The 18,065-nt window shown below is 53.2% G+C and carries 18 protein-coding genes; 15 read left to right on the top strand and 3 right to left on the bottom strand.

What is annotated here, in order from left to right:
- The first annotated feature begins 104 nt into the window (after positions 1–104).
- From pabC to ptsG, 6 genes are all read left to right on the top strand, one after another.
- Positions 105–920 (top strand): aminodeoxychorismate lyase, encoded by an 816-nt coding sequence (gene pabC / locus C813_RS36630; protein WP_017456425.1) that lies wholly within the window; start codon positions 105–107, stop codon positions 918–920.
- Complete coding sequence (gene yceG / locus C813_RS36625; protein ID WP_017456426.1) at positions 917–1,939, top strand: cell division protein YceG; 1,023 nt, start codon at positions 917–919, stop codon at positions 1,937–1,939. The genes pabC and yceG overlap by 4 nt, the downstream gene beginning before the upstream one ends.
- Positions 1,929–2,570: a dTMP kinase gene (gene tmk / locus C813_RS36620; RefSeq protein WP_017456427.1), complete on the top strand. Its 642-nt coding sequence runs from the start codon at positions 1,929–1,931 to the stop codon at positions 2,568–2,570. Before yceG ends, tmk begins: the two co-directional genes overlap by 11 nt.
- Complete coding sequence (holB, locus tag C813_RS36615) at positions 2,567–3,571, top strand: DNA polymerase III subunit delta' (protein WP_017456428.1); 1,005 nt, start codon at positions 2,567–2,569, stop codon at positions 3,569–3,571. Before tmk ends, holB begins: the two co-directional genes overlap by 4 nt.
- 9 nt (positions 3,572–3,580) lie before the next feature.
- Positions 3,581–4,375: a metal-dependent hydrolase gene (locus C813_RS36610; protein ID WP_017456429.1), complete on the top strand. Its 795-nt coding sequence runs from the start codon at positions 3,581–3,583 to the stop codon at positions 4,373–4,375.
- A gap of 299 nt (positions 4,376–4,674) precedes the next feature.
- Complete coding sequence (gene ptsG, locus C813_RS36605) at positions 4,675–6,108, top strand: PTS glucose transporter subunit IIBC (protein ID WP_017456430.1); 1,434 nt, start codon at positions 4,675–4,677, stop codon at positions 6,106–6,108.
- A 485-nt stretch (positions 6,109–6,593) separates the two neighbouring features.
- Here ptsG and fhuE read toward each other — a convergent pair whose 3' ends face one another.
- A complete protein-coding gene (gene fhuE / locus C813_RS36600) occupies positions 6,594–8,807 on the bottom strand; it encodes a ferric-rhodotorulic acid/ferric-coprogen receptor FhuE (RefSeq protein WP_017456431.1) in 2,214 nt (737 codons plus the stop codon).
- A gap of 339 nt (positions 8,808–9,146) precedes the next feature.
- On the opposite strand from fhuE, the gene hinT reads away from it, so the two are divergent.
- The 8 genes from hinT to C813_RS36560 all read left to right on the top strand — a co-directional run bounded on the left by hinT (position 9,147) and on the right by C813_RS36560 (position 15,260).
- Positions 9,147–9,506 (top strand): purine nucleoside phosphoramidase, encoded by a 360-nt coding sequence (gene hinT / locus C813_RS36595; RefSeq protein WP_017456432.1) that lies wholly within the window; start codon positions 9,147–9,149, stop codon positions 9,504–9,506.
- Position 9,507: 1 nt separating this feature from the next.
- Positions 9,508–9,882: a YcfL family protein gene (locus tag C813_RS36590; protein WP_017456433.1), complete on the top strand. Its 375-nt coding sequence runs from the start codon at positions 9,508–9,510 to the stop codon at positions 9,880–9,882.
- A 10-nt stretch (positions 9,883–9,892) separates the two neighbouring features.
- Complete coding sequence (gene lpoB, locus C813_RS36585; RefSeq protein WP_017456434.1) at positions 9,893–10,552, top strand: penicillin-binding protein activator LpoB; 660 nt, start codon at positions 9,893–9,895, stop codon at positions 10,550–10,552.
- Complete coding sequence (thiK, locus tag C813_RS36580; protein ID WP_017456435.1) at positions 10,533–11,348, top strand: thiamine kinase; 816 nt, start codon at positions 10,533–10,535, stop codon at positions 11,346–11,348. Before lpoB ends, thiK begins: the two co-directional genes overlap by 20 nt.
- An 11-nt stretch (positions 11,349–11,359) precedes the next feature.
- Positions 11,360–12,385 carry a beta-N-acetylhexosaminidase gene (nagZ, locus tag C813_RS36575; RefSeq protein WP_017456436.1) on the top strand — a complete coding sequence of 342 codons (1,026 nt, stop codon included), beginning with the start codon at positions 11,360–11,362 and terminating at the stop codon, positions 12,383–12,385.
- A gap of 36 nt (positions 12,386–12,421) precedes the next feature.
- Entirely contained in the window at positions 12,422–12,964 is a 543-nt protein-coding gene (gene ycfP / locus C813_RS36570) for an alpha/beta hydrolase YcfP (protein ID WP_017456437.1), read from the top strand.
- A 257-nt stretch (positions 12,965–13,221) separates the two neighbouring features.
- Positions 13,222–14,526 (top strand): NAD(P)/FAD-dependent oxidoreductase, encoded by a 1,305-nt coding sequence (locus tag C813_RS36565; RefSeq protein WP_017456438.1) that lies wholly within the window; start codon positions 13,222–13,224, stop codon positions 14,524–14,526.
- A 194-nt stretch (positions 14,527–14,720) separates the two neighbouring features.
- On the top strand, positions 14,721–15,260 hold the full coding sequence (locus tag C813_RS36560) for a glycine zipper 2TM domain-containing protein (RefSeq protein ID WP_017456439.1): 540 nt from the start codon (positions 14,721–14,723) through the stop codon (positions 15,258–15,260).
- Between the two features lie 522 nt (positions 15,261–15,782).
- Here the strand turns inward: C813_RS36560 and C813_RS36555 are convergent.
- Positions 15,783–16,418 carry a TetR/AcrR family transcriptional regulator gene (locus C813_RS36555; RefSeq protein WP_017456441.1) on the bottom strand — a complete coding sequence of 212 codons (636 nt, stop codon included), beginning with the start codon at positions 16,416–16,418 and terminating at the stop codon, positions 15,783–15,785.
- 244 nt (positions 16,419–16,662) lie between these two features.
- Here C813_RS36555 and bhsA point away from each other — a divergent pair, with 244 nt between their 5' ends.
- Entirely contained in the window at positions 16,663–16,920 is a 258-nt protein-coding gene (gene bhsA / locus C813_RS36550; protein WP_017456443.1) for a multiple stress resistance protein BhsA, read from the top strand.
- 79 nt (positions 16,921–16,999) lie between these two features.
- Here the strand turns inward: bhsA and ldtC are convergent, their stop codons facing one another.
- Positions 17,000–17,959, bottom strand: coding sequence for a L,D-transpeptidase LdtC (ldtC, locus tag C813_RS36545; protein WP_017456444.1), 960 nt, complete (start codon positions 17,957–17,959; stop codon positions 17,000–17,002).
- Positions 17,960–18,065 lie beyond the last annotated feature (106 nt).

Genomic DNA, 18,065 nt, shown 5'->3' with positions numbered 1-18,065 from the left:
GTACTAAAGGCCCGCTTGTCGGGCCTTTTCTATTCAGGTTTATCCCCTTGTCCTGCGCTTTTCATCCTGCCAAACTGTCCGGCCAGACGCATAAGGAGCCCCCTATGTTCTTGATTAATGGTAAAGAGCAGCAATGGCTTGCCGCCAATGATCGGGCGACGCAATTTGGCGATGGCTGTTTTACCACCGCGCGCATCCTTGACGGGCAAATCCAGTTTCCTGATGCGCATCTCCAGCGTCTGCGTCTTGCCTGTAAACGGCTCCAGATCCCTTATCTAGACTGGGACGTACTGGCGCGGGAAATGACCCACCTCGCGAGAGAAAAAGAAGAGGGTGTGGTGAAAGTTATTATCAGCCGTGGCAGTGGCGGACGAGGCTATAGCGCAGCTGGCTGTGAAGCGCCGACGCGGATAGTGTCGGTATCAGCAAGCCCTGCGCATTACGCTCGCTGGCGGCAGGACGGGGTAACACTGGCGCTGAGTGATATTTGCCTCGGGCGCAATCCGATGCTCGCCGGGATAAAACACCTTAACCGCCTGGAGCAGGTATTGATTCGTACCGGGCTTGAGCAGACCTCTGCCGATGAAGCGCTGGTACTGGACAGCGAAGGCTGGCTGATTGAATGCTGCGCCGCCAATATCTTCTGGCGGCAGGGTAAGAAGGTCTTCACGCCGCGCGTTGATCAGGCCGGTGTTAATGGCATTATGCGTCAATATTGTTTGCGCCAGTTGAAAACTTCCCCTTTTGAGGTTGTCGAAGTCAATGCGCGGCATGATGTGTTGATGCTGGCCGACGAAGTCGTTATTTGTAACGCGTTGATGCCAGTTGTTCCCGTCCGTCAGTGGGCAGAAAAGCACTGGTCAGCGCGCGATTTATACCACTTTTTAGCCCCCTTGTGTGAGCGCATAAATCCGTCATGAAGAAAATGTTACGCGTAGTTCTCCTCCTGTTGGCTTTGCTGGTTATCGCAGCGGGAGCCGGTGTCTGGAAGGTTCGCCAGTTAGCGGACAGCCAGATCCTGATTAAAGATGAAACCATTTTCACGCTGCCCGCCGGAACTGGTCGGGTGGCGTTGGGTGAATTGCTGTATCGCGAAAAGGTAATTAATCGCCCGCGCGTGTTCCAGTGGCTGCTGCGACTGGAGCCTGATCTTTCACATTTCAAAGCTGGCACCTATCGTTTTACACCGAAGATGACCGTGCGCGAGATGCTGCAGTTACTGGAGAGCGGGAAAGAAGCACAGTTTCCGCTGCGTCTGGTTGAAGGCATGCGCCTGAGTGATTACCTCAAGCAACTGCGCGACGCACCATATATTAAGCACACACTGAAAGATGATGATTACGCCACGGTGGCCGAGGCGCTGAAACTGGAACACCCGCAATGGGTTGAAGGTTGGTTCTGGCCCGATACCTGGATGTACACCGCTAATACGACCGACATTGCGTTGCTCAAGCGCGCGCATCAGAAAATGTCGCGTGCGGTGGAGCAAGCCTGGGAAGGGCGCATGGAAGGGCTACCGTATAAAGATCAGAATCAGTTGGTAACCATGGCGTCGATTGTCGAAAAAGAGACGGCTGTCGCCAGCGAACGCGATCAGGTGGCATCCGTCTTTATCAACCGCTTGCGCATTGGGATGCGCCTGCAGACCGATCCGACGGTTATCTACGGGATGGGCGCGCGTTATAATGGTAAGCTGTCGCGCGCCGATCTGGAAACGCCGACCGACTATAACACCTATGTGATTAGCGGCTTACCGCCGGGCCCCATTGCCACACCCGGTGAGGCCTCGCTGAAAGCGGCGGCGCATCCGGCGAAGACGCCGTATCTCTATTTCGTCGCGGATGGTAAAGGCGGACATACATTTAATACCAATCTCGCCAGCCATAACCGGGCAGTGCAGGACTACCTAAAAGTACTTAAGGAAAAAAATGGGCAGTAAATACATCGTTATCGAAGGGCTTGAAGGCGCAGGGAAAACCACGGCGCGCGATGTCATCGTTGAGACGCTGAAAGAGCTTGGCGTCGGTGAAATGGTGTTTACGCGTGAACCAGGCGGTACGCTGCTGGCAGAAAAATTGCGTAGCCTGGTGCTGGATATCCGTTCCGTTGGTGATGAAGTCATTACCGATAAAGCCGAAGTTCTGATGTTTTACGCAGCCCGGGTTCAACTGGTAGAAACCGTCATTAAACCCGCACTGGCGCGTGGTTGCTGGGTGATCGGCGATCGCCATGACCTCTCAACGCAGGCGTACCAGGGTGGCGGACGAGGCATTGATCAGACCATGCTTGCCACGCTGCGCGATGCCGTACTGGGAGATTTTCGCCCGGATTTGACGCTCTATCTGGATGTCACGCCGGAAATCGGCCTGAAACGTGCACGTGCGCGTGGCGAGTTGGATCGCATTGAACAAGAGTCGCTGGATTTCTTTAATCGTACCCGCGCGCGCTACCTTGAACTGGCTGCGCAAGATGGACGCATTCGCACCGTTGATGCGACTCAACCGCTGGATAAAGTGATTGCCGACATCCGCCAGACGGTAACAGTCTGGGTGCAGGAGCAGGGCGCATGAAATGGTATCCGTGGCTGCGTCCCGATTTTGAGCAACTGGTTGCCAGTTATCAGAGCGGTCGTGGGCACCACGCGTTGCTGATCCACGCCCTGCCGGGGATGGGTGAAGATGCGTTGATTTACGCCATCAGCCGTTTCCTGTTATGTCAGACACCTGAAGGCCATAAAAGCTGCGGTCACTGCCGCGGCTGCCAGCTTATGCAGGCTGGAACGCACCCTGATTACTATGCACTGGCACCGGAAAAAGGAAAATCCGCGCTGGGCATTGATGCGGTGCGTGAAGTGAGTGAAAAGCTTTACGAACATGCGCGGCTGGGCGGCGCGAAAGTGGTGTGGATCCAGGATGCTGCGTTATTGACCGACGCTGCCGCCAACGCGTTGCTGAAGACGCTGGAAGAGCCCCCCGCGCACACCTGGTTCTTCCTCGGCTGCCGCGAACCGGCGAGATTATTAGCGACCTTGCGCAGCCGCTGCCGCTTGCACCACCTTGCGCCTCCCGCAGAAAACTATGCCTGCAGCTGGCTTGCACGGGAAGTTACCGCCTCGCATGAGTCGATTCTGACCGCACTACGTTTGTGCGCCGGTTCGCCTGGTGCGGCAGAAGCGCTGCTTCAGGACGATGCCTGGGCGCAACGGCAGACGCTTTGCCAGGCGGCAGAGGCAGCGCTGAATAACGGTGACTGGCTGGCGATGCTTCCGACGCTCAACCACGATAAAGTGGCTGAGCGTTTACAGTGGCTCTCTGCGTTGCTGCTTGATGCATTAAAAATGCAGCAAGGCGCGACGTTGCTCAGCAATGTTGATGCCTTAGCGCTGGTAGAAAAGCTGGCGCGCCAGGTGCAAGCGCCAACGCTACACGCGCTACTGCATGCTATTTTTACCTGTCGTGAACAGTTGCTTAGTGTGGTTGGGGTTAACCGCGAGTTGCTGCTGACTGATTTATTGTTAACGCTGGAACGTTACCAGCAAACAGGCGTAACGCTTCCTGTCTCCCATCTGTAAGAGAAGATTATGTTTTTAGTTGATTCGCACTGCCACCTCGATGGCCTTGATTACCACTCTTTGCACAAAGACGTTGATGACGTGCTGGCGAAAGCTGCCGCGCGCGATGTGAAGTTTTGTCTGGCGGTGGCCACGACATTACCGGGTTATCGCGCAATGCGTGAGCTGGTGGGGGAGCGCCCGAATGTGGTCTTTTCCTGCGGTGTGCATCCATTGAACCAGGATGAAGAGTATGACGTCGAAATGCTGCGCCAACTGGCAGCGGAAGAGGGCGTTGTGGCAATGGGCGAAACCGGACTGGACTATTTTTATACGCCGGAAACGAAGCCACGCCAGCAGGAATCCTTCCGTAACCATATCCGCATTGGCCGTGAACTGAACAAGCCAGTGATAGTCCATACGCGCGATGCGCGAGAAGACACGCTTGCGATTTTGCAGGAAGAGCGCGTGACGGATTGCGGCGGTGTGTTGCACTGCTTTACTGAAGATCGCGAAACGGCGGGTAAGCTGCTGGATATGGGGTTTTACATCTCGTTCTCTGGTATCGTCACTTTCCGCAACGCTGAGCAGTTGCGTGATGCCGCTCGTTACATTCCACTCGATCGCTTACTGGTCGAAACCGATTCGCCTTATCTCGCTCCGGTGCCGCATCGCGGCAAAGAGAACCAGCCAGCGATGACGCGCGATGTGGCGGAATATATGGCGGTGCTGAAAGGCGTTTCTGTCGAAGAGCTTGCGCAACAGACGACACAGAACTTTGCCCGTTTGTTCCATGTTGACCCATCCCGCCTGCAATCTGCCTGATCTGTCAGCTTATTTTAGTACTCGTAATTAATAAACGATCGGAGTAAAGTTCACCGCCATAAAAAAGGCGGTGGCGGTCGTTTTTCATACGAAAGCCGACACCTTTTGTAAATCAGTGTGAGTTTCGTGACCGGCGCTAGCTGAAACGTGATAGCCGTCAAACAAACTTTTACTGATTTATTTTACTCTGTGTAATAAATAAAGGGCGCTTAGATGCCCTTCCCACGGCGCGGTTCTCCCCCCTCGCCAATGCGTGAAAGCGTAGAAAAAAGCACTAATACTCAGGAGCACTCTCAATTATGTTTAAGAATGCATTTGCTAACCTGCAGAAGGTCGGTAAATCGCTGATGCTGCCAGTATCCGTACTGCCTATCGCAGGTATCCTGCTGGGCGTCGGTTCTGCAAACTTCAGCTGGCTGCCAGAAGTGGTTTCCCACGTTATGGCCGAAGCGGGCGGTTCCGTTTTTGCTAACATGCCGTTGATCTTCGCTATCGGTGTTGCGCTTGGCTTCACCAATAACGACGGCGTTTCGGCGCTGGCCTCCGTTGTTGCCTACGGCATCATGGTGAAAACCATGGCTGTGGTTGCGCCGCTGGTTCTGCATTTACCTGCTGAAGAAATTGCCGCAAAACACCTGGCTGATACCGGTGTGCTCGGCGGTATTATCTCCGGCGCGATTGCTGCGTATATGTTTAACCGCTTCTATCGCATCAAGCTGCCTGAGTATCTGGGCTTCTTCGCTGGTAAACGTTTCGTGCCGATCATCTCCGGTCTGGCCGCGATTTTCACCGGCGTGATCCTCTCCTTCATTTGGCCGCCGATCGGTACTGCGATCCAGACCTTCTCCCAGTGGGCCGCTTACCAGAACCCGGTTGTGGCGTTCGGTATCTACGGTTTCATTGAACGTTGCCTGGTGCCGTTTGGTCTGCACCATATCTGGAACGTACCTTTCCAGATGCAGATTGGCGAGTTCACCAACGCGGCAGGTCAGGTGTTCCACGGCGATATCCCGCGTTATATGGCGGGTGACCCGACTGCGGGTAAACTGTCTGGCGGCTTCCTGTTCAAAATGTACGGTCTGCCGGCTGCTGCTATCGCTATCTGGCACTCTGCAAAACCGGAAAACCGCGCGAAAGTGGGCGGTATCATGATCTCCGCAGCGCTGACCTCGTTCCTGACCGGTATCACCGAGCCGATCGAGTTCTCCTTCATGTTCGTTGCGCCGATCCTGTATGTTATCCACGCGATTCTGGCTGGTCTGGCATTCCCGATCTGTATCCTGCTGGGTATGCGTGACGGTACCTCGTTCTCTCACGGTCTGATTGACTTCATCGTGCTGAGTGGTAACAGCAGCAAACTGTGGTTGTTCCCGGTTATCGGTGCGTGCTACGCGGTGGTTTACTACACCATCTTCCGCGTGCTGATCAAAGCGCTGGATCTGAAAACCCCGGGTCGTGAAGACACCACTGAAGAGAGCAAAGCTGGTGTTACCAGCGAAATGGCGCCGGCTCTGGTTACGGCGTTCGGCGGGAAAGAGAACATCACCAACCTGGATGCGTGCATCACGCGTCTGCGTGTCAGCGTGGCTGACGTAGCGAAAGTGGATCAGGCTGGCCTGAAGAAACTGGGTGCTGCGGGTGTGGTTGTTGCTGGTTCCGGTGTGCAGGCAATTTTCGGTACTAAATCCGATAACCTGAAAACCGAAATGGATGAGTACATCCGTAACAACTAAGCCATAGTCTGGGGAGACTGAGGGAGCCTGATGGCTCCCTTTTTTATTGCCCACTGAAAACCACGTTCATGGGGGTGGTCAGTAGCAGGTTTTGGTTGCGGATTTACATTTCACGGAGCAGACAGCGATTTCCTTTTCAGACCGTGGGTATGCCTCTTCTGGCGCAATCAATGTGTTTTTTATAACGGCGAAGTTTCAATGTTCTGAAAAAGCAAAGGAGAAAGACCGTCGCCGCCAGCAGGCTGTGTGCGGTTAACCGCCTCCGCTCCTACACACTCGCTGTGATTGCCTCCGAATGTGGCTCACAAACGTGCCCACAAACTCACGTCAGGTTTAGCGATAAACGTACGGCGGTAAAAGGTCTGCCATAAACGGCCCGTAGATACTGGCTGGGGGCAGAATGCAGGGCAGTTAAAACATAATCTTTAGAGCATAAAAAGCCCGCGTGTCGTACGGCGGGCTTAGCGAGTATACAGCTGTGATTATCAGAAGCTGTAACTGGCACTTATGGAGAAGTTACGCGGCGCACCGTACACACCATAAGTGCCCAGATAATCGTAATACTCTTTATCGAACACATTGTTCAGATTGGCTTGAACCGCAAAGTTTTTGGTTGTCTGGTAGCGGGTGAAGAGATCCACCACCGTATAACCGCTCTGGGTGATGCGCATATCGCCGCCCGGGCCTTTGATATCCTGCCAGGTTTTATTCTGCCAGCGCGCGCCGCCGCCAACGGAAAGTTCCGGCAGCATCGGCAACTGGTAACGCGTGAACAATTTCATCGTCGTGCGCGCCTGTTCCGGGTTAACGGCTACACCGTCACCATCTTCAGCCATAAACCGGCTGGCACCAAAGGTGAGCTGTAAGTTGTCGGTGAGGGCACCATTGAGTTCAAATTCGACACCTTTGCTTACGGTGCCGTTGACGGATTTATACGCTGTCTGGCCGCCGGAATTCGGAATGTACTCGCCGGTCGATACGGCAACGTGATCCTGCTCGGTACGGAATACCGCCAGGGTCGCCGTCAGACGTGTGTTATACCAGTCGCCCTTGATCCCGGCTTCATAGCTTTTACCGGTCGTAGGTTCCAGGAACTCGCTGTTGATATCGCGCTGGCTGGACGGTTCAAAAATAGAGGTGTAGCTACCGTAAACAGACCAGGTGTCATCAATGTCATAAATCAGACCAGCGTAGGGCGTGACGTCATCGGACTTGCTGGTACGGATCTCATCCGGCTTACGTTCCAGATTATATTTTGCGCTCCATTCGGTATAACGCGCGCCGAGGATCAAGTGCAGCGGATCGGCCAAAGAGATACGCGTTGCCGCATACAGTGATTTCTGGCGGATCACATCGCGCTGGTAGAGCGCCCACTCAGACCAGCTCGGGTCGGCCAACGTGTTACCGTTATAGTTATGAATGTTGCCGACATCCATCAGGCCGGAATTATCATTAACCGGATAGGCGTTGTCATAATTGTTGCGCTGGCGGCTGTAGCTGCCACCGAACATCACTTCATGCTGGCGACCAAGCAAATCGTACCCACCGCGCACAAACGCATCGATGGAGTCTTGTTTGCGCTCGCCACGGTTCCAGCCGCCCCATGCGCCTTGCCACTGTGAGGCATCATACAGACCGGTGGTTTTATCCGGGTAACCGTCGATATACATCAACTTGCTGTCGAAGTTGGTTTCCGCATGCATAGCGTTAACTTTCGCTTCCCAGCCGTTATCAAAACGCTGAGTCAGGTTGGCGAAAATTTTTGAAGAATCGACATTGGAGTAAGCCCAGTTAGCAGCGGTGTTGAAACCGCGACGGAAATGCGTGCGGCTGCCGTCGCTGTATAGCGAGGGGAAACCGCCCCAGGTTGGGCTGTCTTCTTCACTTTCCTGATAGTCGTAGCCAAGAGAAAGGGTGGTGGAGTCGGTGATATCCGCATCCACTACGCCGGTGATGAATTTTTTGCGGTAGTGATTACGTTCAACCCACGAATCTTTATCCTGGTAACCGGTGATAACCCGGCCACGCACGTCGCCGGATTCGGTCATTGGTGCTTGCAGATCCAGCACATAGCGCTGATCGTCCCAGCTACCGTAAGTCGCGGTTGCGGTTCCTTTAAACTCTTTGCTGTCTGCATGTTTACGCACCATGTTGACATAAGCAGAGGGATTACCTGTTCCGCTCATCAGACCGGCCGCGCCGCGCACCACTTCAATTTTGTCATAGATTGCCGTGTCGCCTGCGGTATCACCAAAATTCCAGCGGTTATCAAGGAATGTCGGCATATCTTCATAAGCAAAGTTACTGACGAAAAAGCCGCGCGCGAAGAAGTTCGTGCGGTGGGTATCAATGCGCGATGCGCTGACGCCAATCGTATTATCCAGCACTTGTTCGATGGTATTTAACTGCTGATCCTGCATACGCTGCTGGCTGACCACACTCACTGATTGCGGGATGTCACGCGGAACCAGTAATAGCTTGGTGCCTGTGGTGGTGGTTTTCACGCTGTAGTCTTGTGCCTGGCTGTCAGCGGTGCTTAACGCTGCGCCATCAACCACAATCGTATCTTCAGATGCTGCAGCGGTATCTGCCGCAAACGCAGCAGAGGGGACTAAAGCCATTGCAATGCAGGCGGCAAGCAGAGACGGTGTAGCGGCTAATGAACGCGCTTCGCCCCTGGCGTGATGAATGAAAGACATGAATAAACCCTTAATGGTGCGTTAGAGGGAAAGCCTTGTAGCGATACGTTGTCGCGTCAGGCGGGTTTTGTAATTCGTCTGATAATAATTGCGCATGAAAATGCAAATGCGAAATATACGCATTCACCACATGAATGTAAACAGATGTAATATTCACTACTGAAATGCCGTTTCACCGCAGCGCGGCTTAAACGCGGGAGATTTGCACCCTAACAGCACGGGAAAGGTGAAAGAAAAACAGCGTTTTGGTTGAAACAACAAGAGAATCTCGATCATACTCTAGGGCACGTAATTGACGACGGCTGCGGGCTGGCTCCGCGTACATAAAAGGAAAACGTCATGGCCGAAGAAACCATTTTCAGTAAAATCATTCGCCGCGAAATTCCCTCGGATATTGTTTACCAGGACGAACTGGTCACCGCTTTTCGCGATATCTCTCCGCAGGCTCCAACTCATGTCCTGATTGTGCCAAACATCCTGATCCCAACCGTGAACGACGTGACCGAAGCGCATGAGCAGACGCTGGGGCGCATGTTGACCGTTGCGGCGAAAATCGCCCGTGATGAGGGGATTGCTGAAGACGGTTACCGTTTGATCATGAACTGTAATCGTCATGGCGGGCAGGAGGTTTATCATATCCATATGCACCTGCTCGGCGGGCGCGCACTGGGGCCGATGCTGGCTCATAAAGGTCTTTGATATGATGAACGGGCGTGTCGCGTTATGGCTGGCAGCGCTGGCGCTGGTGGGATGCAGCTCACGTCCAACGATCCCGGTCGCCGACGACCAGACGTTAGTAATGGAATCGAGCATTCTGGCCTCAGGGATTATCGCGCAGCCGCCGACGTTAAATACGCAGGAACTCCAGCCTTCCGCGTCTTCACGGTTGTTTAATGAACGACAGCAGCCCGTTACCGTGCATTATCGTTTTTTCTGGTATGACGCCAGAGGTCTGGAAATGCACCCGCTGGAAGCGCCGCGAACCGTCACGATCCCGGGGAATTCGGGCGTGACGCTCTATGGCAGCGCCAACTATTTGGGTGCGCACAGCGTCAGACTTTATCTTTACCTGTAAGGGGTGACTCTTGATTAAAACTATTGGACGCTACGCGCTTTTGACAACCCTGGCCGTGTTGCTTGCGGGCTGTATTAGCGATCAGCAACCCGCGCCAGTTGATCAGGCGGGTGGTGCAGGCGCACCTCAACAACCCACGCCGGTACAGCCGCAACAACCGGTGCCTGAAGTGCCTTCTGTCCCCACGCTGCCGCAGCAGCAACCGGGGCCAATTGAGCACCAGGATCAAACGGGGCAACCCGCGCCGCGCGAGCGTCATTTTGACTGGAACAGCGCCGTTCAGCCGATGGTCGGTAAAATGTTGCAGGCCAGCGGTGCGAACGCAGGCAGCGTGCTGTTAGTGGATAGCGTCAATAACCGAACCAACGGTTCCATCAACACGGGCGAAGCAACAGGTGTGGTGCGCAACGCGTTAGCCAATAACGGTAAATTCACGCTTGTTACCGAGCAGCAACTGGCGGTCGCGAAGCAACAACTGGGGCTCTCTCCCCAGGACAGCCTCGGTACGCGCAGTAAAGCCATCGGTATTGCCCGTAATGTCGGGGCGCAGTATGTGCTCTACTCCAACGCGACCGGGAATGTCAACGCACCGGCGCTGCAAATGCAATTGATGCTGGTACAGACCGGCGAAATTATCTGGTCGGGTAAAGGTGCGGTTCAGCAACAATAAACAGACGCGTGACGCGGTGCTGTCACGCTACTTTCCGACTTATACTCCCGTCGCCAGCCAAAATACCGGCCTCAGCGGCGGGAGTTGTCTTATTAGCGATGGACGGCATACGCTGGTGCTGCGAAAACGGCACCAGGCGACATCATCGCCTTTTCTGCGCCAGTATCGCTTACTCCGCCGCTTGCCAGCGTCAATTACGCCGCGTCCGCGCTTATTCACCGGCGAGTGGATGGCGGTCGATTATCTCCCCGGCGAGGTCTGCGCCGGGCTGCCGCAGGCCGGGGTGCTGGTGCCGTTACTGTACGATTTACACCGACAACCGCTGTTTGGCTGGCGGATAACTTTATTGCCGCTGCTTGATGGGTATTGGCAGCAGAGCGCACGTTCGCGGCGGACACCGTTCTGGCTGCGCCAGTTAAAGCAGTTGCGCCAGCAAAAAGAGCCTGTGCCGCTACGGCTGGCACCATTACATATGGATGTCCACGCCGGAAACCTGGTGCAGAGCGCTTCGGGTTTGCGTCTGATCGACTGGGAATACGCGGGCGATGGCGATATCGCACTGGAATTGGCGGCAATATGGACGAAAAACGAAGCAGAGCGACAGACACTGGTGAATCACTATGCGCAACAGTCTGCCATCAATCCTGCTCAACTGTGGCTCCAGGTCCGGCGCTGGCGCCCGTGGGTTTTGATGCTGATGGCTGGCTGGTATGAGTGCCGCTGGCAGCAAACGGGCGATCAACAATTTATTACGCTGGCGAATGCAACATGGCGTCAGTTAGCGACAAAAGAATAAGAGAGGTAAATGTGGGCCCAGTGATGTTGGATGTGGAAGGGTATGAACTGGATGCGGAAGAGCGCGAGATTCTGGCGCACCCGCTGGTTGGCGGCCTGATCCTCTTTACCCGTAATTATCACGATCCCGGGCAATTACGGGAACTGGTGCGCCAGATCCGCAGCGCTTCGCATCATCGTCTGGTGGTGGCGGTCGATCAGGAAGGCGGGCGCGTACAGCGTTTTCGCGACGGATTTACGCGTTTACCCGCCGCACAATCTTTCGCTGCTTTGCATGGGCTGGAAGAGGGTGGACGACTGGCTCAGGAGGCGGGGTGGCTAATGGCCAGCGAAATGATCGCCATGGATATCGACATCAGTTTTGCCCCGGTGCTGGATATTGGGCATATCAGCGCGGCGATTGGCGAGCGTTCGTATCATGAAGACCCGGTGAAAGCGCTGGCTATGGCGACGTGCTTTATCGACGGGATGCACAGCGCTGGGATGAAAACCACCGGTAAACACTTTCCCGGTCATGGGGCGGTTACGGCCGATTCCCATAAAGAAACGCCACGCGACCCGCGACCGCAAGGCGAGATCCGTGCGCATGATATGACGATTTTCCGCAACCTGATTGAGCAAAACAAACTCGATGCGATTATGCCCGCGCATGTGATCTATACCGACGCGGATCCGCGTCCGGCCAGCGGCTCGCCATATTGGCTGAAAACCGTATTACGCGGTGAGCTGGGTTTTGACGGCGTGATTTTTTCGGATGATTTGTCAATGGAAGGTGCGGCGATCATGGGAAGTTACGCTGAACGTGGACAAGCATCGCTGGATGCCGGTTGCGATATGATCCTGGTCTGTAATAATCGTAAAGGCGCAGTACGCGTGTTGGATAACCTGTCGCCGATCAATGCACAACGTGTTACGCATTTGTATCATAAAGGTTCATATTCTCGTCAGGAGTTGATGAGTTCAGCGCGCTGGAAGGCGGCTCATAACGAGCTGGAGCAGCTGCATGCACGCTGGCAGGAGCACAAAGAGGCTCGTTAATTCCTGCGGACGCGATGTCGAAGTGGTGAGGATACCATGATTATCTATTTACACGGTTTTGACTCAAACAGCCCCGGCAACCATGAAAAAGTGTTGCAGCTGCAATTTATTGATCCGGATGTGCGCCTGATTAGCTACAGTACGCGCCACCCGAAGCATGATATGCAGCACCTGCTGAAAGAAGTGGATAAGATGTTGCAGCTCAATATCGACGAGCGTCCGCTGATTTGCGGTGTTGGCCTTGGCGGTTACTGGGCAGAGCGCATCGGTTTCCTGTGCGATATCCGTCAGGTGATACTCAATCCTAACCTGTTTCCTTACGAGAACATGGAAGGGAAAATTGACCGCCCGGAAGAGTACCAGGACATTGCCACCAAATGCGTGTCCAACTTTCGTGAGAAAAATCGCGATCGTTGCCTGGTGATCCTCTCGCGCCAGGATGAAGCACTGGACAGCCAGCGCTCAGCCGGGGAGTTGCACCCCTACTATGAAATTGTCTGGGACGAAGAACAGTCGCATAAATTCAAGAACATCTCACCGCATCTCCAGCGAATTAAAGCCTTTAAAACCCTCGGTTAATTCCCTTCCGGCAGGTTATCTCACCTGCCGGCGCTATTTTTATCTGTGCGTTTCGCCGGGCATTATTTTGTCTGTCGGCTACACTTGCTCATCTTTTAAGCATCAAAACTTGATGCATATCAATTTTGGTATGACCATTGAACCGTTCGTGTTATTCTCGACGTCAATATCTGGTTGTAAGTGCGTAACCTGTTGTTAATTAAAGGCTATTTTTATAACTTTTAATTAACAATTGGTTAATATTTTAGGGGGTCACGTTGACTACACCATTGAAGAAAATTGTGATTGTAGGCGGGGGTGCTGGTGGTCTGGAACTGGCGACGCAGTTAGGTAAAAAGCTTGGCCGCGGAAAAAAAGCGAAAATCACGCTTGTCGATCGTAATCACAGCCATTTGTGGAAGCCGTTGTTGCATGAAGTGGCAACCGGTTCGCTGGATGAGGGTGTCGATGCGCTGAGCTACCTGGCACACGCGCGTAATCACCATTTTCAGTTCCAGCTTGGCTCTGTCGTGGATATTAACCGCGAAAGCAAAACCATTACGCTTGCTGAATTGCGCGATGAGAAGGGCGATTTACTGGTGCCAGAACGTAAACTGGCCTATGACACGCTGGTAATGGCGCTCGGCAGTACCTCGAACGACTTCAACACGCCTGGCGTGAAAGAGCACTGTATTTTCCTCGACAACCCGCACCAGGCTCGCCGTTTCCACCAGGAGATGCTCAATCTGTTCCTGAAATACTCGGCAAACCTTGGCGCTAATGGCAAAGTCAACATTGCGATTGTTGGCGGTGGGGCAACCGGCGTTGAACTTTCTGCGGAGCTGCACAACGCGGTGAAACAGCTGCACAGTTATGGTTATAAAGGTCTGACAAACGAAGCGCTGAACGTGACGCTGGTGGAAGCCGGCGAACGTATTCTGCCTGCGCTGCCGCCACGTATTTCCGGTGCCGCGCATAACGAGTTGACCAAAATGGGCGTACGTGTACTGACTCAAACGATGGTGACCAGCGCCGATGAAGGCGGTCTGCACACGAAAGAGGGCGAATATATCAACGCCGATCTGATGGTGTGGGCGGCGGGTATTAAAGCGCCGGACTTTATGAAAGAGATTGGCGGGCTGGAAACCAACCGCATTAACCAGCTGGTGGTCGAACCAACATTACAAACCACCCGCGATGCGGACATTTACGCAATTGGCGATTGCGCGTCGTGTGCACGACCGGAAGGTGGTTTTGTACCGCCGCGTGCGCAGGCTGCTCACCAGATGGCAAGCCTTGCTTTGCATAACATTCTGGCGCAGATCAAAGGTAAGCCGCTGAAATCGTACGTTTATAAAGATCATGGTTCTCTGGTTTCCCTGTCCAATTTCTCGACGGTTGGCAGTCTGATGGGCAACCTGATGCGCGGTTCGATGATGGTTGAAGGCCGTATCGCACGCTTTGTGTATATCTCGCTGTACCGTATGCACCAGGTTGCGCTGCATGGGTATTTCAAAACGGGCTTGATGATGCTGGTCGGTAGTATTAACCGGGTGATCCGCCCGCGTCTCAAATTGCACTAACACTGTTCTGCTCCCTGCGGCTTTACCTGCCAGGGAGCAGCATATCGCTCTACAGGGGGCGTAAAACCGCTCAGATAACTCTGAATGTCGTCATTTTCCTGCCCACTATCCCTCTTTTTACGTTCTTTCTGATTGGCTTCCTTGCTTGCGAAGTTGCAAAATTGTTACCAATAGCAAACAGGGAGAGAATCCTGATGAACAAATCAATGTTAGCGGGTATCGGTATTGGCGTGGCCGCTGCACTGGGCGTTGCCGCAGTTGCCAGCCTGAACGTGTTTGAGCGCGGTCCTCAGTACGCGCAAGTGGTTTCTGCGACGCCAATCAAGGAAACGGTAAAAACGCCACGTCAGGAGTGTCGAAATGTGACAGTGACGCATCGTCGACCCGTACAAGATGAAAATCGAATTACCGGTTCTGTTCTTGGCGCGGTGGCGGGTGGCGTGCTGGGGCACCAGTTTGGTGGTGGTCGCGGTAGAGATGTCGCCACGGTCGTTGGTGCGCTGGGCGGCGGTTACGCCGGTAATCAAATTCAGGGCGGGATGCAAGAAAGGGATACCTACACCACGAATCAGCAACGTTGCAGCACCGTGTATGACAAGTCAGAAAAAATGCTCGGTTATGACGTGACGTATAAAATTGGTGACCAACAGGGAAAAATCCGCATGGATAAAGATCCTGGTACGCAAATCCCGCTGGATGGCAATGGTCAACTGGTTTTGAATAACAAAGCGTAAAACAGAAGTACTCTGCATGTTGGCTCCTCATCGCTCAGGCTGAGGAGCCTTTTTTCATTAAAAAAGCCTCACATTCCTGCAAGGCTTTAATCAGTCAAATGAAGTCGTGTTGGCGAACCAGCAGCAGGCCTGTTATCACAATTGAGATAAACGCAAACAGTACTGAACCACCCAACAAAACCCACAGACCAAATAATAATGTTATTACTATTAACACTTTAATGAATGGTAATAGCAAAATCATCTCCATTTTCCTTCTGCATGTGTTAAGTACAGGTAAATACCCTTTATCCTCGGAAGTCGTTTAATTCAGCACTTAGGGTGAGAGCAAAGGAAAGCAAGTACATAGCTGCATCATCATGATGCTCATTATTTGTATCATCCGGACTAATCATTAGCCGCGAAATAATCACAATTAAGAATAGCAAAGCGGGGGAAAACGCTGATAGATTTTACCTATTGTTGAAATGTGATATCTCTATCACAGAGGCGAGATGAGACGGTTTCCCGTCTCATTTTTTTTCAGGCTTTGATCAAATCTGGCCACAACCGCAGGGTGGTTTGAATGATTTGCAGCAGTTTTTCACAACTTGCGCCTTCACGCGCGCTGATAGACATACCCTGCAAGATACATCCTAAAAACTGTGCTAATACAAGCGTGTCAACCGCTTGCGGAATTTCGCCGCGTAGCTGGCGAGCGGTGAGAAACTGACGCAGCGTCTCTTCCTGCTGCGCATGTCGGGATTTTATGGTGTTCGCAATTGCCTGTGACGATGCCGCCAGCGTCGCCGAGGTGTTGATCATAAAGCACCCAGCGGGCGTATCCGTGCTGGTAAAGCACTTCGCCACGGCGGTGAAGTAATCCCGCAGCGCGCTTTCCACCGATTTTTCTTCGCACAACAACTGCGCTTCGTGCTGACGTGCGAATCGGGTGATGTAACGATCGAGGACGGCGCGAAACAGTCCCTCTTTGTTGGTGAACTCGGCATACAGCGTCGGCGCTTTCGCCCCGGTCGCTTCGACGAGATCGGATAATGATGTGGCTTCGTAACCATGTTGCCAAAATAGCGTCATGGCTTTGTCGAGCGCCGCTTCCCTGTCGAACACTTTCGGTCGGCCACGGCTTTTTTTGGTGCAACTACTGACTTCACTGGTCATATCGCCGCCTAACCTTTGTTAGTTTGTTGAACGACCATTATAAAAATATTCCCGCCAGATAACCAGCAGCAAATTAGCACATATTGATAAATTCTATCTTTATGAATTTTAAATGAATTTTATTTTATTTAACGATCATTATAAAAATGAATTGACGCATGATGCAGATCACATCTACGATTTGTGTATCGATCGTTAACTTAATGTTTAACGACATCCTTCACCTGCATCCAGGAAAGACATCATGAAAAATATCACTGCGCTGTTTACTGCTGCTGTGCTGAGTTCTCTCTCTTTCGCCAGTTTCGCTGCTGTTGAAGTGCAATCTGCTCCGACAGGCCAGCAGGAAGTGGCGACCATTGGTGTGCGTGCGAACTCCAACCTCGCTTCTGTTGAAGATCAACTGGCACAGAAAGCCGATCAGATGGGCGCGAAATCGTTTCGCATCACTTCTGTGACCGGCTCCGATAACCTGCACGGCACGGCTGTTCTTTACAAATAAGCGCAACATATTACGTCAGAGTTATATAAAAAAGGCCCCGCGAATTATCGCAGGGCCTTTTTTTACGTCGGCAGGGCAGTTACATCACCTGCGACACATTTTCAATATGGCGGTTGATATCGACCGGCATCCCGGAACGCACTTCCATCGCATGGCTCATCACTGCTGCATCGCTGCGCGCATCATCTTTGAACGCTTGCATCGCGGCGTTCAGCACGATGGGTAACGTTTTAGGATCATCGTTAATCGATTTCGATAGCGGCTGATGCACTTCAACCAGCCGTCTGCCATCGGGTTCAACTGACGCTTTGATCGGCGTATTGATGATATTCACTGGCGTACCCGGGGAAACCTGGGCAAACAGATTAGAAATGTCTTTGTCACGCAGGCGAATGCAGCCGGAGCTAACGCGCATACCAATACCGAAATCGGCGTTAGTGCCGTGCAGCAAATAGACGCCACCAAACGCGGCAAGGCGAATGGCGTGGTGTCCCATCGGGTTATCCGGCCCGGCAGGCATCACTGCGGGAAGATTTATTCCCTGTGCTTTATAGCGCGCGCGAATATTCGCGGTCGGTGTCCAGGTGGGGTTCGCGCGTTTATCAGAAACCGTGGTGACCATGGTGGGCGTCAGCGTGTCGCCACCCAGTTGGCCAATGCCGATTGGGTAAACCGTGACTTCGTTTTTACCTGGCGGATAGTAATAGAGGCGCAACTCGGCGAGGTTGATCACAATGCCTTTGCGCGGCACATCGGGCAGCAGCGTTTGCAGCGGAATAGTCAGGACGCTGCCCGCGCGCGGGACATACGGATCGATACCGGGGTTGGCCTGCAAAAGCGCAAGGAACCCCACATTATATTGCTTAGCAATCGCCTCCAGTGAACCGCCGTCATTCTGCACGACATGAAAACGGTTCTCGCCAACGAGGTTACTGCCGGAAGGGGGTAAAGGCCAGGTATTAGCGCGTGCGGGTAGGGCGAGAGCGACAGTGGCGGCCAGCAGCGCGAGCCAGTGAACGAAACGCGACATTTTTATCATTACCATAATCCATGTAAATCATAAGGTTATTGCTATAAGGCTGTGTGATGGAATTATGGTAGGTCAGCGTGTAGGGAAACCCTGGGGTATTGCAAAATATTTGTAA

It is taken from the genome of Kosakonia sacchari SP1 (assembly GCF_000300455.3).
Classification (GTDB): domain Bacteria; phylum Pseudomonadota; class Gammaproteobacteria; order Enterobacterales; family Enterobacteriaceae; genus Kosakonia; species Kosakonia sacchari.
The sequence above is the reverse complement of the archived record's forward strand: the minus strand, read 5'-3'. Positions and strand labels throughout refer to the sequence as shown.